This window comes from Fulvimarina endophytica (genome assembly GCF_003403015.1).
In the GTDB taxonomy this organism is placed as follows: domain Bacteria; phylum Pseudomonadota; class Alphaproteobacteria; order Rhizobiales; family Rhizobiaceae; genus Fulvimarina; species Fulvimarina endophytica.
Map to the genome: position 1 here is coordinate 197291 of NZ_QURL01000006.1, position 24967 is coordinate 222257.

A 24967-nucleotide genomic window follows, 5' to 3' on the forward strand; every position below is an offset into this window, starting at 1 on the left:
AAAGGAGGAGCCGTCCGCCATGACGATCGCACCCATCGCAGGGACCGCCGCCGTGCGCCCCGAGGCGAGCGGCAAAGACGTCGGACCGGCGCCGCGCTCCTCTGCGCTCGTCAAGCACGAGGTCGACAAGCTGGCGCCGGCCCAGGAATTCGAGGCCTTCGCGCTGCGCAGCTTCGTCGAGGAGATGCTGCCCTCCGAGGCCTCCAATTTCTTCGGCGGCGGCACCGCCGGCAATATCTGGCGCTCGATGATGGCCGAGCAGCTGGGCGAGCAGCTCGCCCGCGACGGCGGCATCGGCATCGCCGACATGATCTCGGCCGATCGCGCGATGGAGCCGCAGACCGCGGCCGAGACGAAGGCACAGGCGGGCGAAAGCGCCCGCACACGCTTCGGCGCCATGCTCGCCGGGATCGGAAAACCTTGAAACCCCGAGACGGAAACAGCTGATGCAGACCGCATTTTCGAACGCCTTCGATCGTCTGGAGGCCGTCCTTGCCCGTGAGACCCATGCGCTGGAGAACGGCCTCGCCATCGATCTGATGGAGACGACGGGCCGCAAGAACCAGTCGCTTCTGGAACTGTCGCGCCTTGCGCGCGGCGTGCCGGCCGAAAGCCTGGACGCGGAGACGCGCACGCGCCTCGCGCTCCTGCGTGATGCCCTTCAGACGAACCAGTCGATCCTTGCCCGCCATGTGAAGGCGAGCCACGAGGTCTCCGGTGTCATGGCGAAGGCCATCGAGGACGCCGAATCCGACGGCACCTATTCCAGCCGGCCCGAATTTGCAGGACGCATCCGGTGATCAAGCTCCTCGCTGTGGGCATATGGGCCGTTCTCGTCGCCCTCGGCTCGAGCTACGTCGCCATGTCCATGACGGGGGGCGGCGAGGCGCACGAGGAGGAGAAGGAGCCGACCTATTACGCCGGCCTCGACTACCGCTCGACCAATCCGATCACGGTGCCGATGATCGCCGACGAGAAGATCAAGGGCTACATCATCGCCCGCTTCGTCTACACCATCGACGGCACGGTGGCCGACAAGCTGGCCGTGCCGCCCGAGCCCTTCGTCCTCGATGCGGCCTTCCGCCGGCTCTATGCGAGCGAGGATTTCGACTTCGACAATCCGGCCCGCTACGATCTTCCGAGCCTCCTCGGTGCCATCAAGACCGCCGTCAACGAACGCTACGGCGATACGATGATCCACGAGGTGCTGATCCAGCAGTTCGACTACATCGCGAAGGGCCAGGTGCGCTCGGGAACCTGACCGGCCCGCATGGCGCCCGCGCGCGGCGACCGGCAGATCTTCGCTTCCACGACGAAATGGCCCGGAACGCTTCGCGTCCCGGGCCTTTCTTTCGATTCTCGAATGCGAGCCGGTCGGGTCCGCGATCAGCCGAGATCGCGATAGACGCCGCGTCCTCCCTGGCCCTCCGGTCCGATGACGACCACCTTGGTGCCACGCGGCACCCGCGCGTAGAGATCGGCCACGTCCTCGTTCATCATGCGGATGCACCCGGAGGAGAGGCGCTTGCCGATGGTCCAGGGCTGGTTCGTGCCATGGATGCGGAACAGGGAGTCGCGCCCGTCGCGATAGAGGTAGAGGGCGCGCGCGCCGAGCGGATTGTTCGGGCCGCCCTCCATGCGGGCAGGCAGGATGTGGCCCTTGCGGCGCTCGCGCGCGACCATCTCCTTCGGCGGCACCCAGCTCGGCCACTCGGCCTTGCGCTGCACGGACATGGCGCCCGACCAGCCGAAGCCCTCCTTGCCGACCCCGACGCCGTAGCGGGTGGCCCGCCCGTTCGCGCCGACGAGATAGAGATAGCGCGAGCGGGAATCGACGATGATCGTTCCGGGTCGCTCGCGCGTCTCGATCCGCACCTCGGCCCGGTTGAAGCGGGCATCCGGCCGGCGCTGCTGCTTGATCAGCCGCTGCATGACGCGCGGGTTGTCGGCCGATTCCCAGGTTCCGGACGCGTAGTTGTAGACCCGTTCCTGCGCCATGACGGCCCCGGTCGAGGACAGGGCCATCACCGCGCAGACGGCGGCCCCGGCGAGCCATTTCGCATGAGTTCTCATGGGGTTTCTCCAAACGATGAGCGACCGGGTCGCCCGGTCCTTGAGGTGCTTTCCAAAGGGCGCCGCCCTCGGCCCGAAGGCGGGGGCGGATGCCGTGCTCTGCGGGGGTGCGGTGTCCCCTAGAGAACGACGACCTTGGTGCCGACGCCGACATTCTCGTAGAGCGCTTCCACATCCTCGTTGCGCATGCGGATGCAGCCCGAGGAGACGGCCTGTCCGATGGTCCAGGGCTGGTTGGTGCCGTGGATGCGATAGAGGGTGGAGCCGAGATAGAGGGCGCGCGCGCCCAGCGGGTTGGCCTCGCCGCCCGGCATGTGGGCGGGCAGGATGCGGCCCTTCTTGCGCTCGCGGGCGATCATCTCCTTGGGCGGCGTCCAGCCCGGCCACTGCTTCTTGGCCGTGATGTTGTGGGTGCCGCGCCAGGAAAAGCCCTCCTTGCCGACGCCGACGCCGTAGCGCATGGCCATGCCGCCCGGCTGGACGTGGTAGAGGAAGCGGGCTCGCGTATCGACGACGATGGTCCCCGGCTTCTGGCTGGTCGCGTAGGCGACGCGCTGGGGAAGATATTCGGGGCTGATGCCGGCGGAGCGCACCACTTCGCGCCGCGGTGCGTAATGGGCGACCGGCGGCACGGGCGGCGGCGGAGCGGCGCGGTGATAACGCGGCTCGGCCACCGGCGGCTGGCCGAAGGGGTAGGGTGAGAAGATGGTCCGCGCCTGCGTGCGCACCGCGACACCGGGAGCGGGACGGGCGAAGACGACGCCCGCCGCGTTCACGCGCGGTGCGTGCTGCAGCTGGCGCAGCCACTCCGCCCTCACATGGGCGGGCACCTCGACGGGCTGGTGTCCGACATAGCGCTGGCCGGCCTCGGCCGGCATGGTGAGACTGGCACCCGAGGCCGCAAGGACGACTGCGGCGAGGAGGCCCGAGAGTTTCGAAGTTCGACGGAGCATGCGAACGATCCCTTTGAACGGGCCGGCTTGATCGGCCGGCCGGATGGGTCGAACGTGACTCGATTTTCGATGCGAAAACTTAAAGCTGCCGGGTTCATCGTCACGAAGGGTTAATACTTCTTTGCGCCGCGGGCTCTCAGGCCTCCTGCCTCAGGTCACGGGATCCTGGCGATCTCCTGATTGAGAAAGGCCTCGGCCCGGGCGAGCGAGGCCTCGCCGCTCGCCGTTCCGAACACCTCGAAGACGTGGCAGCCGCCATTGGTGAGGACGAGCTCGCACGGATTTCCCGCCGCCGCCCAGCGCATGGCCATGAAGAGCGTATCGTCGAGGAGAAGATCCTTCGTGCCGCAGGAGAAGTAGGCCGGCGGCAGGCCGGCGAGATCGGCGTTGAGCGGAGAGTTCACGGGATCGGCGATGCGGCTCTCGTCGGGTATTGCGAGGGAGGCGAAGGTCTTCACGTCGCGGGTGTTGAGCACCAGACGCTCCTCCCCGAAATTGGCGACGCTCGGCGTCATCGACAGATCGTAGCAGCCGGCGACGAGGAGGGCTGCGGCGAAGGGCTGGCGTCCGGTCTCGTCGCGCAGCCTCAACAGGGTGAGGCTCGCCAGATGGGCGCCGGCCGATTCGCCGCCGATGGCGAGCATGCGTGTCGGAGCGCCGTCGACCTTGCCGGCAGAGACGAAGAGCGCGGCCTCGAAGCAGTCGTCGCCGGCGGCGGGGAAGGGGTGTTCGGGGGCGAGCCGGTATTCGACGGAGACGGTGACGAGGCCGGTCGCCTCGGCAAGCCTTCGAAGGCGCTGATCGTTCTCGGCGGCATTGCCGAACACCCAGCCGCCGCCGTGGATGTGAAGGAAGGTGCCGCGCGCCTCCCGGGTCCTCGGCCTCAGGACACGCAGTTCGATCCGCCTGCCGTCACCGCCCTCGATCGCGATCGTCTCGGCATCGGGGTCTGGATCGCGAAAGGGAAAGATCCCCTTGCCCTCGAGGCGCGCCTTGCGAACGACATCGATCGGCATGGACCAGGTGTCCGGGCGCTTGGCGTGCTCGGCCCGCAGGTGCTCGTTGAGCCTCGCGAGATCGGCCGGGATGCGGGCCGGGTCGAAGGCGGATGGATCGATGGGGAGTGAGACCGGCATGGCGTGACCTGTTCGTCGGCATCGGGCTTGCGGGGCTGCGGGACGGGAGGTGCCCGCACGAGGCTGGAACTAGACCTCGGCCTTCGCGCGGCCAGTTTGGAAGAGGAGCGGGCCGCGCATCCGGCCCTGGGGGCAGGAGGCGCGCGGTGCGCCGGCCACGCGTCATGCCTCGCCCCGTGTCCGAGCAGCCTTCGCAGGAGTTCGCATGCAGCATCATATCGGGACCCTCACGGTGGAGACACGCGGGCGCGGACTGACCGACATCACGCGGCAGGTTGCCTCAGAACTTGAGGCCGCCGGTGCCGTCAAAGGCCTCGTCACCCTCTTCATTCGGCACACCTCGGCCTCCCTCACGATCCAGGAAAACGCCGATCCCGATGTCCGGCACGACCTTCTCGCAGCCCTCGACCGGCTCGCGCCCGAAGGCGGGGACTATGTCCACACGATCGAGGGCCCCGACGACATGCCGGCCCATATCAAGACCATGCTGACCGGCACCGACCTCCAGGTTCCCTTCGACAGGGGCCGCATGATGCTCGGAACCTGGCAGGGCATCTATCTCGCCGAACACCGGGCGCGCCCGCACCGGCGCGAGGTCGTCGTTAATTTCATCGGCGAACTCGCCGGCTGAGAGGGGGCACGACCGCCTGCGGGGCCGGCTCAAGGATCGTCCGGCCACCGGCGCGACAGTCCTGCGAAGCGCTCTATATCGATGCCGTTGGTTCGCCCGATCCCGAACCGGTTTGCGAAAGGTCTTTTCGTGGAAATCATCACCCTTCAGCCGATCGTCGCGCTCGTCGCCGGCATTCTCATCCTCATCATTCCGCGTCTTCTCAGCTACATCGTGGCGCTCTATCTGATCTTCATCGGGCTGACGGGGCTGTTTCCCGATCTCATCGCCCAATTGACCTCCGGATCCGTGAGCTAGGCCGATGGCGCGCTCACGCGAACGGATCGTCGTTCTCGGCGGCGGGGCAGGCGGGCTCGAACTCGTCTGCGCCCTGTCCGAGAAGAGCGGGCTCGACGTCACGCTGGTCGATGTCTGCGGCACCCATATCTGGAAGCCGCGTCTGCACGAATTTGCCGCCGGCACGGTGAGCTCGACGCTGTCGGAGATGAGCTTCTACCTCCTCGCCGCCAAGCGCGGCTTCCGCTTCGAGCAGGGCTGCGTCACGACCATCGACCGGAAGGCGCAGACCGTGCGCCTCGCACCCGTGACGAGCCATGACGGCGCGATCGAGGGACCCGGGCGCAGCATTCCCTATGATCGCCTGGTGATCGCGCTCGGCGGTGTCACGCCAGACTTCGGCACCGAGGGCGTCAAGGAATACGCGATCCGGCTCGACCGGAAGGAGGATGCGGAGATCTTCCGCGACCGCTTCGTCGCCTCGCTTCTGAAGGCGCGCGAGACGGGGGAGCCGGCGCGCATCTCCATCATCGGCTCGGGCGCGACCGGAACGGAACTCGCCGCCCATCTGCGCATGGCCGAGCGCGGGTTCATCACCGAAGCGGTTCTCAGCCGCGACCAGAGACTGCTCGACATCCTCATCCTCGAGGCCGCGCCCGAGATCATGCCTGGCGCATCGTCCGAGTTGCGCCGTGCGGTCCTCGAACGGCTCGGCACGCTCGACATCGCGACCCGCTCGGGCGCCAAGATCGCCGGCATCGAGGCCGAGGCGGTCCTTGCCGAGGATGGCGAGCGCTGGCCGACGGATATCGCGGTCTGGGCGGCCGGGCTCGTCGGCAATCCGTGCCTGAAGGACCTGTGCGATTTCGAGATGGACAAGAAGCAGCGCATCGTCGTCGATCCCTGCCTCAAGGTGCCGAACGACGAGCGCATCTACGTGATGGGGGATGCGGCGAGCTTCAGGCCGTCGCCCGATTCAGATCCCCTGCCGCCCACCGCCCAGTGCGCCAGCCAGCAGGCCGCCTATCTCGCAAAAGCGATACCGGAGGCGGTCGCGGGCGGCAGGCCCGGCCAGTTCGAGTTCAACGACCAGGGACGGCTGCTCTCGTTTGCGAGCGGAGGCTCGGTCGGCAGCATCAACCTCTTTCGTTCGAAGCAGGATCTTCTCGTTCGCGGCCAGTTCGCGACGGCGGCCTATCACAGCATCCAGCGCCGCCACCAATGGGCGGTGCTCGGCTATCTTCTCGGGACCGTCGCCATCTTCGCCGACGCGATCTCGCCCACCAAAGGCCCGGCGCTCAAGCTGCACGGATGAGGCGGGAGAATCGGACGACAAATCGGGTCCGGCTTTCGGATCGTCAGATGTCTCGTCGAGGACGCGGAGCCTCGGACCCGGTTTCGAGATCGGGTCCAAGGCTCTCGATACACGGTGCGGGAGCGATCAGATCGCAGGTCCCGTGAGATCCTCCGACAGGCGGCCGACGGCGTCCTGCGCCGATTTGAGGGCGGGATAGACCTCGAGAACCCGCGAATAGACCGTGAGCGCGTCCTCCTCGCGGTCGGTGCGCTCCAGGATCAGGGCGAGCCCCATGAGCGCTCCCCAGTGTCGCGGTTCGCGCGCGAGGGTCTGCTCGATATCGGAGATCGACTTGCCGTAGTCGCCGCTGCCGAAATGGGCGGTCGCCCTGCGGTTCCAGGCTTCGGCATAATCGGGATCGAGAACCAGGACCTGATCGAGGAGATCGAAGGCCGTCTCGCCCTGTTCGTGTCCCATGGCCTGGGTCGCGCGGCCCATCAGAAGATCGACCGTCGCGCTGCCGCTGTCCTGCCAGCGCCGCTGGATCTGGCGCGCGATCCGCTTGGCATCCGTTTCCTTGGAGACCTTGCGCAGTTCGGCGAAGAGATCGTCGAGGGTCCTGGGCCCAGCCTCCCCCGGTTCCGCGAGATCGGTCGAAGGGGCCGCGCCGGGAGCCGTGCCATCCGCCGGTTCGTTCTCTTCGCTCAGCGGTCCGCCGAAGGCCTCGGGCGGCACGTCGAGATCGCCATCGGGCGCCGGGCGTACCATCGGGCCTTCCTCGCCGGGCGAAAGATCGGGCGGCAGGGGCACCTGCGGCATCGTGCCGGGCGGTCCGGAATCGGGATCGATGACCGACCGGTCGCCGGGCTCCTGCGCGCCGGCCGGCAGGGCCTGAAGCCCGAGGCCTGCGGCGCCCAGGACGAGAAGGGCGGTGACATGACGAAAAACGGCTCTCATGAGGCCGGAGATTACCGACCTCGTGAGAGCCGTCAAACTGAAAATACCGTGAGGCACGCGGCAGGCTATGCGACCGCGTGTCCTCTCAGGCGCCGGGCTTCAGCCCTGGCGGGCCTTGAAGCGCGGGGCTTCCTTGTTGATGATGTAGATACGGCCCTTGCGGCGAACCATGCGGTTGGCGCGGTGACGACCCTTGAGGGATTTCAGCGAGTTCTTGATCTTCATGGCGATCTCCAGACGTCTCTTCATGCGACGGGATCGAAGATGCCTGCCGCCGCTCAAACAAAAAACGCGCCATAAGACGCGCTCGTCCATTCGAATATGTTGACGAGCGATGTAGCCAGCAAAGCCGGTTTTGTCAACGGATCGGATGGCAGGTCGCAAATCCGGCCTCCGGCCCCCTCATAGGCGCTCGACGATCACGGCGAAGCCGGTTGCGAGAAATGCCGGCGAAGGCCCGTCAGTTCGCTGCGGCCCGATCCTCGGTCGCATCGTTGAGCGACCAGTCGTAGCGATAGCCCGAGATCGAGGCATCCGGCTCGGCCAGCCATTCGGCCCGCTCGCCGCTCGCATAGGGTTTCATATAGGCCGTGATCGCGCCCGCCCCGCCGAAGTCGCCGGCATACCAGTCGAAGATCTTCGAGGCGAGAAGGGCGCCCGATCCCGAGCGAAAGAGCCCGCGATCGGAATTGATGTAGCCTTTTGCGGCCTCGTCGAGATCCTCGTCGAGGGTCTCGGCGGTCCAGGGCGTCGCCTTGAGATCGGGGCAGCCGATCGAGGCGCAGTTCACCGCGTAATGCACCCGCTCGTCGCCCATGGGGCGCAGGATGGAATGCTCGATCTCGTCGAGCGATAGCCCCGTGCCATGGATGGTGACGAGGTCGCTGGACCAGGGGCCGATGGTGAAGGCGTCCGAAAGCGAGGCGAAGAGGCCCTTCTCGGCGTCCTCCTCGGGCTTGATGTCGCGGATCGTCTTCACCGGATAATGATCCAGCACCACGTCGAGGGTGAGCGCGTTGTAGAGATTGGTGAAGAAGGCGAATTTCTGGGCCGCCGTCAGCGCCGCCACATCGGTCCTCGCCCAGGCCGCGATCATGTCCTTGAGGCCCTGGTGGTCCTCGGCGCTCACGTCCGAATAGCGCACGCGGTTGAGGCCTTCGGGATCGTCGACCACGTAGCGCTCAAGAAACTGCCGATAGGGCTGCCAGTCGAGATCGATCGTCGCGTTTTCGGCATTGCCGGCAAAGGTCTCTGCGACCCTGGCGTCCGCCCGGTCGTTGAGCGATGCCGCATCGAAAGGTTTGGCCTCGAAGGCGGCGCCCGGCATGGACGGTGCGAGAAGCGCCGCGCCGAGGAGGAGGGCGCCGAAAGTGGTCTTTCGGGCTGATCGCCCGTCATCTGTCATCCGGCGGCTCGGGCATTGCGACATGGCTCGGGATCCTCGGTCCTTGGGTCTCGCCTTCGCGCCGTCGCTTCCCCTCTTCGGCCCGGGCAGGCAGGGAGGCTGCGGCGCGTCCTGAACGAAGCTACGAATGAAGAGCCCGCAGGTTTCGCGGCGAACGGCCGGAAGGCAGTTGCCTCCCGCGCTACTCCGCGGCCGCCAGACGGGCTTCGCCGGCCTCGACCGACCCCGCGATGACGCCGCCGCCGAGAACTTCGGCCCCCGCGCCTTCGCCCGCGTAGAAGACGCAGGCCTGGCCCCGGGCAACACCGTATTCGGCGGCGAGAAGATCCACCCGCCAGCCCTCGTCCGAATCGAACGCGATCCGCGCGGGGCTCGGAGGCCGCGTCGAGCGCAGCTTCACGAAGAGGTCGCCGCCATCGGCCATGTAGGCCTCGGGAGACCGGGTGCCGAGCCAGTTCACGTCGCGGAGCCGCACGGCTCTCGTCGCAAGCGCCGAACGCGGGCCGACGATCACGCGGCGGGTCTCAGGATCGAGCCGCACGACATAGAGCGGATCCCCGGTCGCAACCCCCAGACCCCGACGCTGGCCGATGGTGAAGTGGATGATCCCCTCATGGGCGCCGAGAACCCGGCCGTCCACATGGACGATCTCGCCCGGATCGCCGGCTTCCGGGCGCAGCTTGCGCACGAGATCGGAATAGCGCCCGGCCGGAACGAAGCAGATGTCCTGGCTGTCCGGCTTCGAAGCGATCGCGAGCCCGTGCCGCGCCGCGATCGCCCGGGTCTCGTCCTTGGTGAGGCGGGCGAGGGGAAAGCGCAGGAAGTCGACCTGGGCCTGGGTCGTGCCATACAGGAAGTAGCTCTGGTCGCGGTCGAGATCGAACGGGCGGTGAAGGCTGCGATGGGCGCCGTTCGCCCGGCTCTCGATATAGTGGCCGGTCGCCAAGGCATCGGCACCGAGATCCATCGCCGTCTTCAGGAGATCGCGGAACTTCACCGTCTGATTGCAGGCGACGCAGGGGATCGGCGTCTCGCCGGCCACATAGGCATCGGCGAAGGGGTCGATCACCGCCTCGCGGAAGTTCTCCTCGTAGTCGAGAACGTAATGGGGGATGGACAGCATGTCGCAGACCCGCCGGGCATCGCGGATGTCCTGACCGGCACAGCAGGCGCCGGCCCGGGCCGGCGTGTCGCCCGCATCGTAGAGCTGCAGCGTGATGCCCACGACGTCGTAGCCCTCTTCCTTCAGGAGCGCGGCGCAGACGGACGAGTCGACCCCGCCGGACATGGCGACGATGACGCGGGTATCCTCCGGAGCCTTGGGAAGATCGAGGCTGTTCAGGGTCTGGGTCATGGGGGTGCGGGCGCTCCGCCGGCTTTTCAACGAGGGGTCGGACGCTTCTATCTATGTGCTTTGCCCGTCCTGCGCAAAGCCAAGGCTCCGCCGGCTCTCAGGAGAGGCGCTGCGGGCCGCCTTCCGGGCTCTCCTCGCCGGACATTTCCGACAATGCGAAGCAAAATCGAAGGCGTGCGTTCACCAGAGGCGAAGCGTCAACGAAAGCTTACGCCGGGCTTGACGCTTTCTTAGGATGCGCTGGCTAACTTCGGTCTCGATTGGGTCGCTGTGTAGAGTAGAGAGTCCAATGGCCGATCAGGTTAGATCAAGAATAAAATACGTCATCGGCCCCGATGGGTCGCCGCTGACGCTGGCGGACCTTCCGCCGGGCAATACCAGACGCTGGGTCATTCGCCGCAAGGCGGAAGTGGTGGCGGCCGTTCGCGGTGGCCTCCTGAGTTTGGACGAAGCCTGCAGCAAGTACACGCTGACGGTCGAGGAGTTCCTGTCCTGGCAGATGTCGATCGATCAGCACGGCCTTGCAGGGCTGCGCACGACGCAGATCCAGGAATATCGTAGCAAGAACGACTTCCACTGAACCATCCGGGAAGCGTAGGGCTTCCCCGCCATTTAAAAAAGGCCGGCCCTCGCGCCGGCCTTTCTCGTTCGAGCGCCGGGACGCGGACATTGCTTTCGGCCTCGCGACATCTTTCGGGGCAAACCTGGCGGACGGGCGTGGTCCCGGACAGGCGCGACAGCCCGAAGCTCTTGAGAGGAAGGGCTTTGAAATGGAAAAGGCCGCGACATGCGCCGCGGCCCCTCCCGAAAAACATCGGTCTTCGGCGGTCCTGCGGACCGGCTCACCCTCTATTGGGACGATCCGCGCAGCCGCTCGATCTGTTCCTTCAGCTGGAGCTTTCGGACCTTCATCTCCTTGATCTCCGCATCGCTCATCGCCGGACGGCTCGTCATCGCCGAAACCAGTTCGTTGTCGAGGGCCGAATGGCGCTGCTCGAGCGTCGCGATATGGTTTTCCAAGGACATGTGTGATCTCCTTCCGTTGGAAGCCCGGGGGGCTCACCCGACCGGGCAGAACGGGAGGAGCGTGTCATAAATCCGTAGTCTTGTCGACGCCGAATCGGGTTGCGGCGGGGGGCTCGCAAGGGCGGCGCTATCGGGAATGCCGGGCTTTTGCTAAACAGCGCGCGGGAAACGGCGCGAACACGATTTCGCGACCGATTCGCGAAAGCCGGGGACCTCACGCGAAGGAGACGCGATGGCGGATCAGGAACAGGCGGGGCTGAGACTTCAGGCCGCGAAACTGCGCATGGAGCACGCCGATTACGACGCCGCGATCGACGCGATGCAGGCGCACGGATGCGACAAGCTGAGAATTCAGCGCATGAAGAAGAAGAAGCTCCTGATCAAGGACCGCCTTCAGGAACTCGAGGACCAGATCATCCCGGATATCATCGCGTGACCGAGAAGCCCGCAACCGCTCCACGGGTCGCCGTCATCATGGGCAGCCAGTCGGACTGGCCGATCATGAAGAACGCCGCCGACACCCTCGCATCCCTCGACATCGCCTTCGAAGCGCGGATCGTCTCGGCCCATCGCACGCCCGACCGCCTCTACGAATTTGCGAACGGCGCCAAGGCGGAAGGCTTCCATGTGGTGATCGCCGGGGCAGGGGGCGCGGCCCATCTGCCCGGCATGGCCGCCTCGATGACGCCGTTGCCGGTCTTCGGCGTTCCGATCGAGAGCAAGGCCCTGAAGGGGCAGGACAGCCTTCTGTCCATCGTCCAGATGCCGGCCGGCATTCCGGTGGGGACGCTCGCGATCGGCAGGGCGGGCGCGGTCAATGCCGCCCTTCTCGCCGCAAGCGTGCTTGCCTTGTCCGATGCAGCGCTCGCCGAACGGCTCGACGCGTTCCGCAAGGCCCAGAGCGAGAGCGTCGCAATCTTCCCCTCGGACGAGGAGGACCCGAAATGACGGCGCTTCAACCGGGATCGACCATCGGCATTCTCGGCGGCGGACAGCTCGCCCGGATGCTGGCGATGGCGGCCGCCCGCCTCGGCTATCGCACGGTCGTCCTCGATCCCTCGCGGGAGGCGCCGGCCTTCCAGGTCGCGAACGAGGCGATCGTCGCGGCCTATGACGACCGCAAGGCGCTCGCCGAACTCACCGGGCGCTGCGACGTCGTCACCTACGAATTCGAGAACGTGCCGGTGGGCCCCGCCCGCCAGGCGATCGTCGACGCGGATCTGTTCCCGCCGCCCGAAGCGCTGGAGGTCGCCCAGGACCGGGTGGTCGAGAAGGCGTTCCTCAACGGCATCGGCGTGGAAACCGCGCCCTGGCGCGCCATCGACAGCGTCGAGGAACTCGGCCATGCGCTGGTCGACATCGGCACCGACTGCATCCTGAAGACGCGCCGGTTCGGCTATGACGGCAAGGGGCAGGCCAATATCCGCCGCGAGGGACCGGTCGCCGACGCCTTCGAGAGCCTCGGCTCCAAGCCCGCGATCCTCGAAGGCAAGGTTCCGTTCGTCTACGAGGCCTCGCTGATCGCCGCGCGGGGCCGCGACGGCGCGGTGGCGGCGTTCGACCCGGCCGACAACGAACACAGCCTCGGCATCCTGCGCCGCTCGCTCGTCCCGGGCCGCGTGACGCCGAAGGTGGCGGATGCCATGCGCGAGATCGGCGCCACGATCCTCGCCAAGCTCGCCTATGTGGGCGTCATCGGCGTCGAATTCTTCGTGCGCGAGGACGAGAGCGTCCTCGTCAACGAGATCGCGCCGAGGGTCCACAATTCCGGCCACTGGACAGAGGCGGCCTGCGTCGTCTCCCAGTTCGAGCAGCATATCCGCGCGATCTGCGGGCTGCCGCTCGGCGATCCTGTCCGCCATTCCGACTGCGTGATGGAGAACCTTATCGGCAACGACGTCGTAAGGGTGCCGGAGCTTCTGCGCGAGCCCGGCTGCCTAGTCCATCTCTACGGCAAGGGCGAGGTGCGCCAGGGCCGCAAGATGGGCCATGTGACGCGTCTCGTCCGTGCATGAGGCGGCCTCGGAAGGCCGCCGCCGGGGCCTCCCGGAAGCCGCGCTGACGTTCTCGTGACCATGCGATTCAGAGTTCGCTAACCGCGTTGCTCTAGACACCGGACTTCGATCAGTTCTGAAGGACCCGGGGCATGGTATTGCGGATAGGCGTCGGGGCGCTCGTAGCCTGGGGCATGGTGGGGACCGCCAGCCTCGAGGTCGCGATGCCCTCCTTGGCACAGGCCAATGGAACACTGGTATGGGGCGGCGCGATGCCGGCACCCGGCGAAGCCTATCGCCCGAGCCCCTCGGCCGTGGACAATATCGGAACCGGCTCGACCGCGCCCCAGGCGATGGTGCCGCGTTCCAGCGAAGCGCCGGCTCCCACGAACGCGGCCCGGGCGCTCGCGAACGATCTGATCATGCCCCAGGCCTCGCCGCAGGCGATCGAGCCACCGGTGCTCGAAACCCTCGTGCCGACGCCGATCCCGAATTCCGCGGCCCGCCGGCCCGAGCCGGCTCCGGCTCCCGCCGTCGCGGCCATCCCGCCGGTGCCGGTTCCGGGCGCCGACAGCGTGTTCGGCGGAACCAGCATGTCCGAGCCGCCGCGCCCCGACCCTTGGGCGACACTCAAATCGGTGACGCCAGGAGCGGTCACCGAGGCCGACCGGCAGCGGATCAGGCAGGCCTTGCCGAAACGGACCCAGTCTCTCGCCTCGCTGGAGCCCCAGTCCCGGCCGCGCATTCCGGAACCGGTCGAGCAGTCCCCGTCCGTTCCGCGGCAACCCTCGCCGGGGTGGCGCAACCTGTCGCAAAAGGAGGCCCTGTGCCGGGCCGCCCTTCTGCAGCTCGGCGTGGAGTTCACCGAGCCCTCGCCGATCCGCGCCGGCAAATCCTGCGGCGTGCCCCATCCCGTTCGGGTGACGAAGATCGCCAAGGGCGTGGCGATGTCGCCGGCCGCCACCCTCAACTGCGACGCGGCCTTCCGCATCTCGCGCTGGGTGGACCAGGAGGTGAAGCCGGCTTCGCGCTCCAATCTCGGCACCCATGTGACGACGCTCAAGAACTCGTCCTCCTATCGCTGCTCGCGGGTGGCCGGCAGCGGCGGCATTTCCCAGCACGCCACGGGTAACGCCCTCGATGTGGCGGGCTTCGTGATGGCGAACGGCCAGTATATCGACGTGGAGAAGAAGGGCACCTTCTCGGGCGGCGAGAAGGGCTTCCAGGACGAAATCCGGCGCTCGGCCTGCCGCTGGTTCGGAACCGTCCTCGGTCCGGGCTACGACTTCCTGCACCGCAACCACTTCCATCTCGATGCCAGAGAGCGCGAGAAGAAGTTCTGCCGCTGACTTCGGATGGCCGCGCCACCGGCGCTCGCATCGTGCGGGCGCCGCATCCCGCGTCCGGCTTACGGCCGGGGCGCAAGGGCCTCGCAAGCCGGAGAGGGTGTCAGAACCAGCCCTTGCTGCGGAAGTAGAGCGTCGGCAGGAGCGCCGACATCACCATCATGACGATCGCCATCGGATAGCCGAACGACCAGTCGAGCTCGGGCATCAGGCGGAAGTTCATGCCGTAGATCGAGGCGATCAGGGTCGGCGGCAGGAAGGCGACAGAGGCGACCGAGAAGATCTTGATGATGCCGTTCTGCTCGATGGAGATCATGCCGACGGTGGTGTCGAGGAGAAACGTGGTCTTGTTGGACAGGAACGAGCAGAAATCGTTGAGGGAGCGCACGTCCCGCGCGACGATCTTCAGGCGCCGGCGAAGGTTCGCCGCCGACTTGTCCCGTTCCTCCAGGATGAGCTGAAGGAACGGCACCAGCCGGTCGAAGATCGCCAGCGTCTCGCGGGCGCGCGAGGCAAGGTCGCCTGCCGCGCCGATGCGCTGGAGGATGCGCTTGAAATCCTCGGTCCCGATGGGCTTCTTGCGGGCCGAAGACGAGAAGATGTCGGACGCGATCTTGTCGAGATCGACGGAAATCGTCTCCAGGAGATCGGCGATGCGGTCGACCACGGTTTCGAGAATGCCGATGAGGAGATTCTCGGCGATATGCGCCTCGCCGATCCCCGAGAGCGCGTAGGCGGTTCCGGGAAGCGGCTTGTCGCTGTCCTCGATGCCGACGAGCAGGGGATCGTGACAAAGCCGGGCGGCGAAGATGCGGAAACTCGCCGGATCGGTGTAGCGGATCGTCACGAGGCGGCCGGCCGCCAGCATGAAGGTGATCGGGGCGAAGGACGGCGTATCGCTGTGCAGCCCGTGGATGATCGGGATGTTCATGACCTCGGCCGCATCGTCGCGGTAGAGGCGGCTGGAGATCTCGATCTCCATCATCTCGGCGCGCGAGGGGATCGAGGCGCCGATGACGGCCTCGACTTTCGCGATCTCGTCCTGTCCGGGCTCGAAGAGATCGATCCAGACCACGTCCTCGGCGATATCCTCCTGCCCGATCACCTCACGGCTGAATTGCTGGCCGTCCCGGCGATAGACCGCGATCACCTGAAGACCCCGCTTTTCGAACCGATCGCTGTCGTCACGTCGCCTTCGTCCTCTTCTCGCACCCAATGCCTCGAGGGCCATGCTGCACCGATGACGGCGGAGCGGTCATCGGCGCGGTGCATGACATAGGCGTGACGGAAGGCGCCGACAGCCCGGCCGGGACCGGTCAGGCCGGCTTGTCCGACGGCTGCTCGGCCGTGCCGGCGCCCGTGATCGGCTCGGCGCTGGTCGCGGGCGCCTTGAGGCTCCAGACGACGCCGGTTTCCTCGAAGGCCATCTCCACCGTCCCGCCGAGGCCGCGCGAGGTCATCTTCTGGGTGACGAGGCTGCCGAAGCCCGACCTCGTCGGCTTCCGGACCTTCGGGCCGCCGCTCTCGCGCCACGTCATCTCGAAGGCCTCGCCATAGGACCATTCGATCGTCACTATGCCTTCCTCGACCGAAAGCGCGCCGTATTTCGCGGCATTCGTCGCGAGCTCGTGCAAGGCGAGACCGATGGTCTGGGCGACCGATGCGTTGATGCGCAAAGGCGGGCCGTCATGCCGGATACGGCCGCTCTGGACACCGAAGGCGGAGAGCTGGTTTTCGACGAGGGCGGAAAGCTCGACGCTCTCCCATCCCTGATTGGACAGGAGTTCGGCCGAACGGGCGAGCGAGGCGAGGGCATCGGAGAGCGTTGCGAGAAATTCGCCGGTATCGGCGCTCTCGCGGGCCGCGCGGCGGGCGATGGCCGCAACGAGCGCGTACTGGTTCTTCGCGCGGTGGGTCATCTCGCGCATCAGGAGCTGGGTCTGCGTCTCGGCTTCGATCCGGTCGCGGGAGGCCCGGTTCAGAACCTTGGAGACCTCGCCGATCTCCGCGATATCGGTGGTGACGGTCTTGGCCGGCTCGCCGCGCCCGATCGCGCTCGCCTGCTGGGAGAGCGCATGGATCGGCCGGACGATCCGCCGTGCCATCAGAACGCCGAGGAGGATGCTGAAGGCTGTGAGGACGAGGCCGGCGAGAAGCAGCGCGTACCACGAGCGGGTGATCGGCCGGTCGATCATCGCGTTGGAAACGGTCACCGTCGAGCGCCAGCCCGTGAGTTCGGAAATCTTCGAGGCTTCGAGAAGATCGTCGGTCTCGAAGATCCGCTCCTGCGGGCGGACCGGCGTTGCGCCGCTCACCCCGACCAGCCGGCCATTCCTTGCGCCGACCGAGAAAATCTCCTCGCTGTCGGCATCCTCGACCATGACCGACCAGGAGGGCGGCAGGTTGCGGTCGTCGATGATGGTTTTCAGGCTTTTGAGCGGCTGGGAGAGAACGACGACATAGGGCTCGCCGACGAGCTGGGTCGTGGGTGCGGCGACGAGGAAGACGAGGCGCCGCAGTCTCGGATCGTAGGAGACCCCGGAGACGCCCGCCTGGCCGGACCGCCGGGCGGCCGCGATCACGGCCCGCTCGTGCTCGGGGATCGTCAGGTCGTCGGAGGTGGAGACGACGAGATTGCCGGCCGGGTCGATCAGGTCGGCGACGATGCCGGTATTCTTCACCGCGCGCACGGAACGCTCGCGGAACACCTCGAATTCACCGCGCTCGACCGTGCCGGAGGTGGCGAGGACCTGCGCCGTCGCCATCAATCCGACGACCTCGCGATCGAAGGCGTTCGACACGATCTCGGCCATGTCGGCCACCTGGCTCTGGGCGAGTTCCTGCTGCTGGCTGGAGAAGCGGAAGATCAGGAAGGCGCTGAACAGGAGCGCCGGCAGGAGGACGATCAGCGTCAGCATCGTCAGATGGACGAACAGGGACGGGCGCAGCACGAGATGGACGAGCCGGCTCGGGCGAAGGCGCGTGCCGGTGAACGGCATCTTGCCCCATGGAAGGCTGCGTCTGGTCGGTCCGCCGTTCCGGGAGACGGTCATGCGCGCGCCGCTCCCCCATCGGACACGCGCGGTCCGCGACCGTTCGGCTTGGATACTGGCAGGGCGGAACGCGTCAACGGTCAATCCAGGGTTGTCGGCTCCCATCCGCCATGAAACGCGGGAGCTGGTCGGGCGGGAGGGCGATCGACGCCTCTCGGGAGAGGTTCGCTACCTGGCGATCACGTCAGCATTATGCATCGGCGGCGCGGGAAACGACACGGAATCGCGCCGATCCGCCGAGATTGCCCAGACTGTACCATTTTTGTGACGGGGTGTTGCCGCGTCTGCGTGGCCGGCTACCGAAGCCGGCCGCCCCGCCATTCCCCCGCCGCCTCCCCGGATGCCGTCTCTGCCTGCATCGCGGCCTTCGAATCCCGGTCTTTGATTGTTCGCGGCGGCATCCCACATCAAGTCCCGGAACACGCCTCGCGGCAGGGCGTTTCCCGATCTTTCAGTGGAGTATGCATCGATGAGCGGCGAGAAATCTCAAGCCACCTCCTACATCCTGTGGTTCTGTTGCCTGTTCATCGTCTGCGGGCTTCACCGGTTCTATCTCGGACGGCCCTGGACGGGTCTTCTCTGGCTGCTGACCGGCGGTCTTCTGGGCATCGGCCAGCTCATCGACCTGTTCCTCATTCCCGGCATGGTCCGGGAGCAGAACATGCAGCGCCAGCTCTCCTCCTCCTATCGCGATCGGCTCGACCGATGAGCCTTGAGCGTCCGATCGAAGAGGAGAAGTCGGCGGCGGTCTCCTATCTTCTCTGGTGCTCGTGCTTCTTCGGGGTCTGCGGCATTCACCGCTTCTACAACGGACGCCCGATCTCGGGCACGATCTGGCTCCTGACGCTCGGGCTCCTGTTCATCGGACAGATCATCGACCTGTTCCTGATCCCGGGCCATGTGCGCGAGCAGAACCTCGAACGGCGGATCGCACGGCGCGAACGCGGCCTGCGCTGAAACCGCCGGCCCGGTCCGGTGGCTCCGGCGGGCGGATCATCAATCCGCAAGGCGAAGCTCCGACGCGCCATGGCGCGCCGGAGCCTGTTGTTCAGCCTCGGATGAGCGATTTCGGCCGCCAGCCGGCCCCTTCCAGCGCCTCGGCAGACGGCGTCGGGTCCGTGAGCATCACCGCGTGGAGGTCGGCCGTCACGTCGTCCTCGCCCCGCCCGATGGCGGCCACCACCTTGCCATCCTTCAGGTAGAAGGCCGTATAGCTGCCCTTGGACAGATCCCCCAGATAGTGGATGTCGTCATAGCTCTCGGCATGGCCGACATAATGGATCGGGCCGTACTGGGCCGACCAGAAGAAGGGAACGCCGGAAAACGGCTTGTCGTCTCCGAGCATCGCGCGTGCGGCGTGCCGGCCGTGCTGCTCGGCGACCCGCCAGTGTTCGATGCGCGCCGAGTAGTCCCGGCCGGCGAGGGGAAAGGCCGCGACGTCGCCGCCGACCCAGAGACCGTCCGACGCCTTCAGGCTTCCATCGACCGGAACCTTTCCGTCCTTCGCCAGATCGCCGAAGAGGTCCAGATTGGGCTTGGCGCCGACGCCGAGGAGAACGAGCCCCGTGCGGACGGATTCGCCGTCTTCGGTCGTCACGCTCCACGCCATGCCGTCGGAGGCGTCGATGCTGGCGACCTTCGCCCCGGTCTTCACCGTCACGCCGTTCGAGCGGTGCTGTTCGGTGATCTGGCGGCCGACCTTCTCGCCCCATTTGGATGCGAACGGCACCTCCTCGGGTGTGATCACCGTCACCGAGCGCTTGTCGCCTGCAAGGGCCGCGGCCGCTTCCATGCCGATGAAGCCCGATCCGACGATGGCGATCTCGGTTTCGACGGCGACCGCGTCCATCAGCGCCTTGGCATCCTCGATGCTGCGCAGGACGAAGACGTTGGGCAGATCGGTATTGTCCATGGGAAGCTCGGCCGCGGCGCTGCCGGGGGCCGCGAAGCAGGCGTCGTAATGGAGCTCCGTCGGTGCGCCCCTGCCTTCCAGAACGAGAAGCCGCTCCCCGGCCTCGATCCGCGTGACGCGCGCATGGACGCGTTCGATGCCGAGTTCGTGGAGATCGTCCGTCTCGACGAGGACCGTCTCGCCGGGCTTCTTTTCGCCCTTCAGCACCGCCTTCGACAGGTCGGTCCGGTCATAGGGCGGCGCGCCTTCCGTTCCGATCATCACGATGCGGCCGTCGAAGCCGGCACGCACGAGCTCCTGGGCACAGGCAAGACCCGCCGCGCCGGTGCCGATAATGGCGAAGACCCGGTCTCCGCCGGTCTTGCGGCTTGAAGGGTCCACTTCCGGCCGCTGGGATGGGGCGTCGCCCGGAACCTCGACCAGGATCCGGCCATCCTCGACCGAGACGGTGAAGCGGGCGAGGCATCCCTGGCCGGGCGGTTCGCGGTGATCGCCGGTCTTGAGGTCGAAGATCGCGTGATGCCACGGGCAGATGACGGAGTTTCCGACCCGCGTTCCGTTCTTCAGCGGCGCGCCCTTATGGGTGCACTTCGCGCTGGTGGCGAAGACCCGGTCGCCGTCGCGCGCAAGCAGCAGCTTGGTCTCGCCGACCTCGACCTCCTTCAACTCGTCCGCGCCGAGGTCATCGAGTGCCAGAACGTCGTGCTGCATGGTCGCCATCCCATATCCGTGCCGCGCCTCGCGGCACTTTGAAATCCTTGATCCTTTCCAAACTGCGAGGAACGCCTGCCCGTTCCAGAACGATGGGGCGAAGAAGCCCGACACGGGGCACGGGATACGAAAATGGCCGCTCGAGGCGGCCATTCGATCGGGGTGATGGTCCGGTCCGCCATCGGCGCCCGGACCATCCTTCACGTCTCAGTCCTTGTCTCAGGCGATGCCGCCCTGGCGCACGAGAACCTGCGCGCCCGAGGGCACGCGGTTGTAGAGATCGATGATGTCCTGATTCATGAAGCGGATGCAGCCGGAGGAACTGTTCGTGCCGATCGTCCAGTATTCCGGCGAGCCGTGCAGGCGGTAGAGCGTGTCCTTGCCGTTCTGGAAGAGGTAGAGCGCGCGGGCCCCGAGCGGGTTTCCGACACCCGGCTCCATGCCGCCGTTCGCGGCCGAATATTCGGAAAGCTCCGGCTTGCGGTCGATCATTTCGGCCGGCGGCGTCCAGGTCGGCCACTTGCGCTTGAACTGGATCTTGGCGCGGCCTGCCCAGTCCATGCCGGCACGGCCGACGCCGACGCCGTAGCGCATGGCCCGGCCGCCCGGCTGGACCACATAGGCGAACTTGTTGGCGGCATCGACGACCACCGTGCCGGGCGCCTCGCCCGTCGGATCGGCGACTTCCTGCCGGTAATAGATCGGATTGACGCGCGAGAGGTCGACCGCGGGAATGCGGAAGCCGCCGTCATACATCGCATCGTACATCTCGCGATAACGCGGCTCGATACCGGAATCATAGGCCGTCGCGCGGCTGTCGTAGCCGCTCGGCCCACCCTGGGCATCGAAGGCGGACATGCCGACGATGCGGGCGCGCGAGCCCGACGAGGCACAGCCCGTCAGCGCCGCACCCGCGGTGAGACCGAGCCCCATGAGAAATCTGCGGCGCGTTTGGTGGGACACCATTGTTGTCGTTCTCCAGCCATGTTCGGACCGCGCTCTTGGCGGCGCTGATCCGCGATTGTTTCGGACATAAGCGGCGGCAGGCATCGGGGGTTCCGGCTCTTCACCATCCGATCACGCCCATGTGAAGATCGGACAGGTTGTCGTCGTCCGGCGATTTACAGTTAAGCGCTGTCGGGCTTACAGCATCGGACCGAAAGAGGGGCCCGGTTTCGGACCATCCGACGCGTCACGCAGAAACCGGAGCCGCGGACCCCGTCGTTGAATCGGGTCCAAAGCTTCAAGCATGGGGCCGTCCTCGAAAGGGAGAAGGCGATGAGTGAGACAGCCGAAATGCCCGCGGGCCGCGCGGCGCGGACCTGGTTCGACGGAACCTGGCATGAGGGCGCGTTCGCCTGCGTCAGTCCCGCGACCCACGGGCTCTGGCTCGGAAGCTCCGTCTTCGACGGCGCGCGCTTCTTCGAGGGCATGGCGCCGGACCTTCATCTTCACGCCGCCCGGGTGAACCGTTCCGCCATCGCGATGGGCCTTAAGCCCACCATGACGCCGGACGAGATCGTGGCGCTCGTCCACGAAGGCTGCGCGATGTTCGACGGACGCACCGCGATCTACGTCAAGCCCATGTACTGGGCGACCGATGGCGGCTTCATGGGGGTGCCGCCCGACCCGGCCAGCACCGTGTTCTGCCTCTATCTCTTCGAGTCCGCGATGATGGAGCCGAGCGGCTTCACCCTCGGTCTCTCGCCGTTCCGAAGGCCGAGCCCCGACGTCGCGATGACGGATGCGAAGGCCGGCTGCCTCTATCCCAATTCCGGCCGCGCGATCACGGAGGCCCGCAATCGCGGCTTCGACAACGCGCTTCTGTGCGACATGCTGGGAAATGTGGCCGAGACGGCGACCTCCAACGTGTTCCTGGTCAAGGACGGCGTGGTGATGACGCCGATCGCGAACGGCACCTTCCTGTCCGGCATCACGCGCGCGCGCATCATCGAGCTCCTGCGCGCCGATGGTGCCGAGGTGGTCGAGACGGTGCTGCGCCCACGTCATTTCCTGGAGGCGGACGAGGTCTTCTCGACCGGCAATCACTCCAAGGTTGTGCCGGTGACCCGGTTCGAGGATCGCACATTCGCGGCGGGCTCGGTCTATCGCCGGGCGCGCGAACTCTACTGGGCCTATGCGAAGCGGACGGCTGAGGCGAACGCGGTTTGAGAGCGGGGCAGACCGCTGCCGATCCGGGGCGCGAGCGAGAGATCCGGCGAACGCGCGAAACAGGGCTCGTATCGGGATATTTTGCCGTTCGCGATCGGTAGCCGTCGCTCGTTCAGCCTCTAGGTTCTGACGCACGAACCCGCGCGGGGCCCTCGGACGGGCCCGGCGCCGGGCGACATCGTCAACGGACAAGCACAGGAGACCTTCATGGCTTTCGAACTTCCCGATCTTCCCTATGCCTACGACGCCCTCGACCCCTATATGTCGAAGGAGACGCTCGAATATCATCACGACAAGCACCACAATGCCTATGTGACGAAGGGCAACGAGCTTGCCAAGGAAGCGGGCATGGACGGCAAGTCCGTCGAGGAGGTGGTCAAGGCCTCCCACGGCTCGAACCAGGCGCTCTTCAACAACGCCGCCCAGCACTACAACCATATCCACTTCTGGAACTGGATGAAGCCGAACGGCGGCGGCAAGAGCCTGCCGGGCTCGCTCGAAAAGGCGTTCCAGAGCGATCTCGGCGGCTACGACAAGTTCAAGTCGGATTTCGAGGCCGCCGGCGCCGGCCAGTTCGGCTCGGGCTGGGCCTGGGTCGCGGTGAAGAACGGCAAGCTCGAGATCATGAAGACGCCGAACGGCGAGAACCCGCTCGTCCACGGCGCGACCCCGATCCTCGGCGTCGACGTGTGGGAGCACTCCTACTACATCGACTACCGCAATGCCCGCCCGAAATACCTTTCGGCCTTCGTCGACAACCTGATCAACTGGGACTATGTCGAGGAAATGTACCGCAAGGCGACCGCCTGAGGGCTTAACGCCTCGATGCTCGGACGAATGTGACGACGCGCGGCCGGGAAACCGGTCGCGCGTTTTCGTATGTGGTCCGTGTTAAGCTTGGCCATGATCGCGGAAGGCGATGATCCGGTCCGAGGCGGGCGATGTCGCCAGGCTACCGTCCATGACGGGCCGGCGAAGCGTGGGCCGCCATGACGGGCCTGTCGAGTAGACGCAACGGTAACTTCGGCGAGAGGAAGCGAGGTGGCGTCCGCTTTCCTTCGCACATACCGGCCGAAGCGGTCCTTGGCCTTCAGCGATCGAATATCGTGGCGCCGAACAGGGACGGCGCCAGCAGCAGGATCAGGATGTAGCTCACGGCGATACCCGTGAGGTTCACCAGCGCGCCGGCGTGCACCATGTCGGCCAGACGCATCTTGTCATAGGCGAAGACGATGGCGTTGGGGGGTGTGGCCACCGGCATCATGAACGCCATGGAGGCAGCGATCGCCACCGGAATGGCGAGGGTGACGGCGGGCAGGCCGAGCCCCACCGCGACCGCGCCGAGGATCGGTAGAAAGGTTGCGGTCGTGGCCGTGTTGGAGGTGACTTCGGTCAGCAGCATCACCGAGGCCAGCGCAACGAGAACCAGCACATAGGTCGGCACCGGCAGGCCGGAGACAGCCGTTCCGATGGCATCGGCCAGCCCCGTTGCGGCAAAGCCGGCCGCGAGCGCGAGACCGCCGCCGAACAGGAGCAGGACGCCCCAGGGCACCTTTCTCGACACCTGCCAGTTCACCGCGAAAGCATCGCTCGCCCTCTCGCCGCGCGACAGGCGCGTCGGCACGACGAAGATCATGATCGCCGCGAAGATCGCGATCATGGTGTCGCTCACGCCGAGGCCGAACTGAGCGTTGATGGCTGGCCGCAGCACCCAGAGGGTGGCCGCCGCGCCGAACACGCAGGCCACCACGACCTCCCCCCGGCTCCAGCGGCCGAGTGCACAATACTCGCGCTCGATCACCGCCCCGAGCCCCTCCACGCCGTCCATGGCGGCAGGAAACAGAAGCCGCGTCAGGATCAGCCAGACGATCGGGATCATCAGCGCCACGATCGGGATGCCCAGCAGCATCCAATCGAAGAAGCCGATCTCGATGCCGTGATTGTTGCGCAGGAAGCTGACCATCAGTCCGTTGGGAATGGAGCCGATGATGGTGCCGACGCCGCCGATCGAGGCGGCATAGGCGACCGCCAGAAGCAGGGCCACCCCGAAATTGCGCGTGATGCGCTCGTCGCCGGTGCGCTCGGAAATGAAGCCGATCACGCTCATGGCGACGGCGAACATCATGATGGTGGTGGCGACGTTGGAGATCCACATCGACAGGAAGGCCGAGGCCAGCATGAAGCCGAGCACGATCAGATTGGGCGTCGTGCCGATGCGATGCACGATATTGATGGCGATGCGCCGGTGCAGGCCCACCTGCTCCAGGCCACCCGCCAGAATGAAGCCGCCCAGAAACAGAAGGATCAACGGATCGGAATAGGACGGGGCAACCTCGTCCATCGGCAGCAGGCCGACCAGCGGCATCACTGGAAGGGGCAGAAGCGAGGTGATGGGAATCGGCACCGCTTCGGTGAGCCACCAGATCACCATCCACAAGGTGAAACCGATCATCGACCAGGCCGGCGCGGAGACGGCAATCCTCGGCTCGGTCATGAAGAACGCGAAGGCGACGAGTGGTCCGGCCACGAGACCGATCAGGCCGATCACCGAAAACGGCCGCTCCGCGACTGCCTTGCCTTCCTGCGGTGCGCCCTGCGCCGCCGGTGCCTCGTGCCCCTTCGCCATGTGCCCTCCCATCTCATCGGTCCAGTCATTTTTATAGACCGGCCG

Annotated in this window: 28 protein-coding genes; 15 read left to right on the forward strand and 13 right to left on the reverse strand. The window is 66.5% G+C overall.

Going from position 1 to position 24967, the window contains the following annotated elements; translation table 11 throughout:
* The first annotated feature begins 19 nt into the window (after positions 1-19).
* From DYI37_RS15510 to DYI37_RS15520, 3 genes are read left to right on the forward strand one after another with little or no spacing between them, the layout of a single operon-like run.
* The gene (locus tag DYI37_RS15510) at positions 20-424 is read left to right on the forward strand and encodes a rod-binding protein (protein WP_116684162.1); all 405 of its coding nucleotides are present in this window, start codon (positions 20-22) and stop codon (positions 422-424) included.
* 22 nt (positions 425-446) lie between these two features.
* Positions 447-800, forward strand: coding sequence for a flagellar protein FlgN (locus tag DYI37_RS15515; RefSeq protein ID WP_116684163.1), 354 nt, complete (start codon positions 447-449; stop codon positions 798-800).
* Positions 797-1261 carry a hypothetical protein gene (locus DYI37_RS15520; RefSeq protein ID WP_116684164.1) on the forward strand — a complete coding sequence of 155 codons (465 nt, stop codon included), beginning with the start codon at positions 797-799 and terminating at the stop codon, positions 1259-1261. The genes DYI37_RS15515 and DYI37_RS15520 overlap by 4 nt, the downstream gene beginning before the upstream one ends.
* Before the next feature lie 125 nt (positions 1262-1386).
* On the opposite strand, the gene DYI37_RS15525 is transcribed toward DYI37_RS15520, so the two are convergent.
* From DYI37_RS15525 to DYI37_RS15535, 3 genes are all read right to left on the reverse strand, one after another.
* Positions 1387-2073, reverse strand: coding sequence for a L,D-transpeptidase (locus tag DYI37_RS15525; RefSeq protein ID WP_342634946.1), 687 nt, complete (start codon positions 2071-2073; stop codon positions 1387-1389).
* A 119-nt stretch (positions 2074-2192) separates the two neighbouring features.
* Positions 2193-3026, reverse strand: coding sequence for a L,D-transpeptidase (locus DYI37_RS15530; protein ID WP_116684165.1), 834 nt, complete (start codon positions 3024-3026; stop codon positions 2193-2195).
* Between the two features lie 155 nt (positions 3027-3181).
* Complete coding sequence (locus tag DYI37_RS15535; RefSeq protein ID WP_116684166.1) at positions 3182-4162, reverse strand: alpha/beta hydrolase; 981 nt, start codon at positions 4160-4162, stop codon at positions 3182-3184.
* A gap of 205 nt (positions 4163-4367) precedes the next feature.
* Here DYI37_RS15535 and DYI37_RS15540 point away from each other — a divergent pair, with 205 nt between their 5' ends.
* The 3 genes from DYI37_RS15540 (at position 4368) to DYI37_RS15550 (ending at position 6384) form a co-directional block, all read left to right on the forward strand.
* Entirely contained in the window at positions 4368-4793 is a 426-nt protein-coding gene (locus tag DYI37_RS15540) for a secondary thiamine-phosphate synthase enzyme YjbQ (protein WP_116684167.1), read from the forward strand.
* A 129-nt stretch (positions 4794-4922) separates the two neighbouring features.
* The gene (locus tag DYI37_RS15545) at positions 4923-5090 is read left to right on the forward strand and encodes a DUF3096 domain-containing protein (RefSeq protein ID WP_245413950.1); all 168 of its coding nucleotides are present in this window, start codon (positions 4923-4925) and stop codon (positions 5088-5090) included.
* A gap of 4 nt (positions 5091-5094) precedes the next feature.
* Positions 5095-6384, forward strand: a complete 1290-nt coding sequence (locus tag DYI37_RS15550) for an NAD(P)/FAD-dependent oxidoreductase (protein ID WP_116684169.1) — start codon at positions 5095-5097, stop codon at positions 6382-6384.
* 126 nt (positions 6385-6510) lie between these two features.
* Here DYI37_RS15550 and DYI37_RS15555 read toward each other — a convergent pair whose 3' ends face one another.
* The 4 genes from DYI37_RS15555 to mnmA form a co-directional block, all read right to left on the reverse strand.
* On the reverse strand, positions 6511-7323 hold the full coding sequence (locus DYI37_RS15555) for a tetratricopeptide repeat protein (RefSeq protein ID WP_245413951.1): 813 nt from the start codon (positions 7321-7323) through the stop codon (positions 6511-6513).
* A gap of 99 nt (positions 7324-7422) precedes the next feature.
* On the reverse strand, positions 7423-7548 hold the full coding sequence (gene ykgO, locus DYI37_RS15560; protein WP_083590251.1) for a type B 50S ribosomal protein L36: 126 nt from the start codon (positions 7546-7548) through the stop codon (positions 7423-7425).
* A 235-nt stretch (positions 7549-7783) separates the two neighbouring features.
* A complete protein-coding gene (locus DYI37_RS15565) occupies positions 7784-8728 on the reverse strand; it encodes a DUF547 domain-containing protein (RefSeq protein WP_158555191.1) in 945 nt (314 codons plus the stop codon).
* Between the two features lie 181 nt (positions 8729-8909).
* On the reverse strand, positions 8910-10082 hold the full coding sequence (gene mnmA, locus DYI37_RS15570; protein ID WP_199520174.1) for a tRNA 2-thiouridine(34) synthase MnmA: 1173 nt from the start codon (positions 10080-10082) through the stop codon (positions 8910-8912).
* 289 nt (positions 10083-10371) lie between these two features.
* Here mnmA and sciP point away from each other — a divergent pair, with 289 nt between their 5' ends.
* Positions 10372-10662, forward strand: a complete 291-nt coding sequence (sciP, locus tag DYI37_RS15575; RefSeq protein WP_116684171.1) for a CtrA inhibitor SciP — start codon at positions 10372-10374, stop codon at positions 10660-10662.
* A 269-nt stretch (positions 10663-10931) separates the two neighbouring features.
* Here sciP and DYI37_RS15580 read toward each other — a convergent pair whose 3' ends face one another.
* Positions 10932-11108, reverse strand: coding sequence for a YdcH family protein (locus DYI37_RS15580; RefSeq protein ID WP_116684172.1), 177 nt, complete (start codon positions 11106-11108; stop codon positions 10932-10934).
* Between the two features lie 232 nt (positions 11109-11340).
* Between DYI37_RS15580 and DYI37_RS15585 the strand changes: the two genes are divergently transcribed.
* The 4 genes from DYI37_RS15585 (at position 11341) to DYI37_RS15600 (ending at position 14451) form a co-directional block, all read left to right on the forward strand.
* A complete protein-coding gene (locus tag DYI37_RS15585) occupies positions 11341-11544 on the forward strand; it encodes a YdcH family protein (RefSeq protein ID WP_116684173.1) in 204 nt (67 codons plus the stop codon).
* Positions 11545-11582: 38 nt separating this feature from the next.
* Entirely contained in the window at positions 11583-12056 is a 474-nt protein-coding gene (purE, locus tag DYI37_RS15590) for a 5-(carboxyamino)imidazole ribonucleotide mutase (RefSeq protein ID WP_116684236.1), read from the forward strand.
* Complete coding sequence (locus DYI37_RS15595; RefSeq protein ID WP_116684174.1) at positions 12053-13123, forward strand: 5-(carboxyamino)imidazole ribonucleotide synthase; 1071 nt, start codon at positions 12053-12055, stop codon at positions 13121-13123. The genes purE and DYI37_RS15595 overlap by 4 nt, the downstream gene beginning before the upstream one ends.
* A gap of 131 nt (positions 13124-13254) precedes the next feature.
* Positions 13255-14451, forward strand: coding sequence for an extensin-like domain-containing protein (locus DYI37_RS15600; RefSeq protein ID WP_245413952.1), 1197 nt, complete (start codon positions 13255-13257; stop codon positions 14449-14451).
* Between the two features lie 100 nt (positions 14452-14551).
* On the opposite strand, the gene DYI37_RS15605 is transcribed toward DYI37_RS15600, so the two are convergent.
* On the reverse strand, positions 14552-15598 hold the full coding sequence (locus tag DYI37_RS15605; RefSeq protein ID WP_245413953.1) for a magnesium transporter CorA family protein: 1047 nt from the start codon (positions 15596-15598) through the stop codon (positions 14552-14554).
* Positions 15599-15764: 166 nt separating this feature from the next.
* On the reverse strand, positions 15765-17501 hold the full coding sequence (locus DYI37_RS15610; RefSeq protein WP_158555192.1) for an HWE histidine kinase domain-containing protein: 1737 nt from the start codon (positions 17499-17501) through the stop codon (positions 15765-15767).
* 469 nt (positions 17502-17970) lie between these two features.
* On the opposite strand from DYI37_RS15610, the gene DYI37_RS15615 reads away from it, so the two are divergent.
* Both DYI37_RS15615 and DYI37_RS15620 read left to right on the forward strand, forming a co-directional pair.
* A complete protein-coding gene (locus tag DYI37_RS15615) occupies positions 17971-18210 on the forward strand; it encodes a TM2 domain-containing protein (RefSeq protein WP_116684178.1) in 240 nt (79 codons plus the stop codon).
* Entirely contained in the window at positions 18207-18458 is a 252-nt protein-coding gene (locus tag DYI37_RS15620) for a TM2 domain-containing protein (protein WP_116684179.1), read from the forward strand. Before DYI37_RS15615 ends, DYI37_RS15620 begins: the two co-directional genes overlap by 4 nt.
* A gap of 91 nt (positions 18459-18549) precedes the next feature.
* On the opposite strand, the gene DYI37_RS15625 is transcribed toward DYI37_RS15620, so the two are convergent.
* Positions 18550-20133: an FAD-dependent oxidoreductase gene (locus tag DYI37_RS15625; RefSeq protein ID WP_245413954.1), complete on the reverse strand. Its 1584-nt coding sequence runs from the start codon at positions 20131-20133 to the stop codon at positions 18550-18552.
* A gap of 210 nt (positions 20134-20343) precedes the next feature.
* Positions 20344-21090, reverse strand: coding sequence for a L,D-transpeptidase (locus DYI37_RS15630; protein WP_116684180.1), 747 nt, complete (start codon positions 21088-21090; stop codon positions 20344-20346).
* Between the two features lie 312 nt (positions 21091-21402).
* On the opposite strand from DYI37_RS15630, the gene DYI37_RS15635 reads away from it, so the two are divergent.
* Together DYI37_RS15635 and DYI37_RS15640 are read left to right on the forward strand one after the other, a co-directional pair.
* Positions 21403-22296, forward strand: coding sequence for a branched-chain amino acid aminotransferase (locus DYI37_RS15635; RefSeq protein WP_116684181.1), 894 nt, complete (start codon positions 21403-21405; stop codon positions 22294-22296).
* Positions 22297-22503: 207 nt separating this feature from the next.
* Entirely contained in the window at positions 22504-23106 is a 603-nt protein-coding gene (locus DYI37_RS15640) for a superoxide dismutase (RefSeq protein ID WP_116684182.1), read from the forward strand.
* A gap of 280 nt (positions 23107-23386) precedes the next feature.
* On the opposite strand, the gene DYI37_RS15645 is transcribed toward DYI37_RS15640, so the two are convergent.
* Positions 23387-24922 carry an SLC13 family permease gene (locus tag DYI37_RS15645; protein WP_116684183.1) on the reverse strand — a complete coding sequence of 512 codons (1536 nt, stop codon included), beginning with the start codon at positions 24920-24922 and terminating at the stop codon, positions 23387-23389.
* Between the last annotated feature and the right edge of the window lie 45 nt (positions 24923-24967).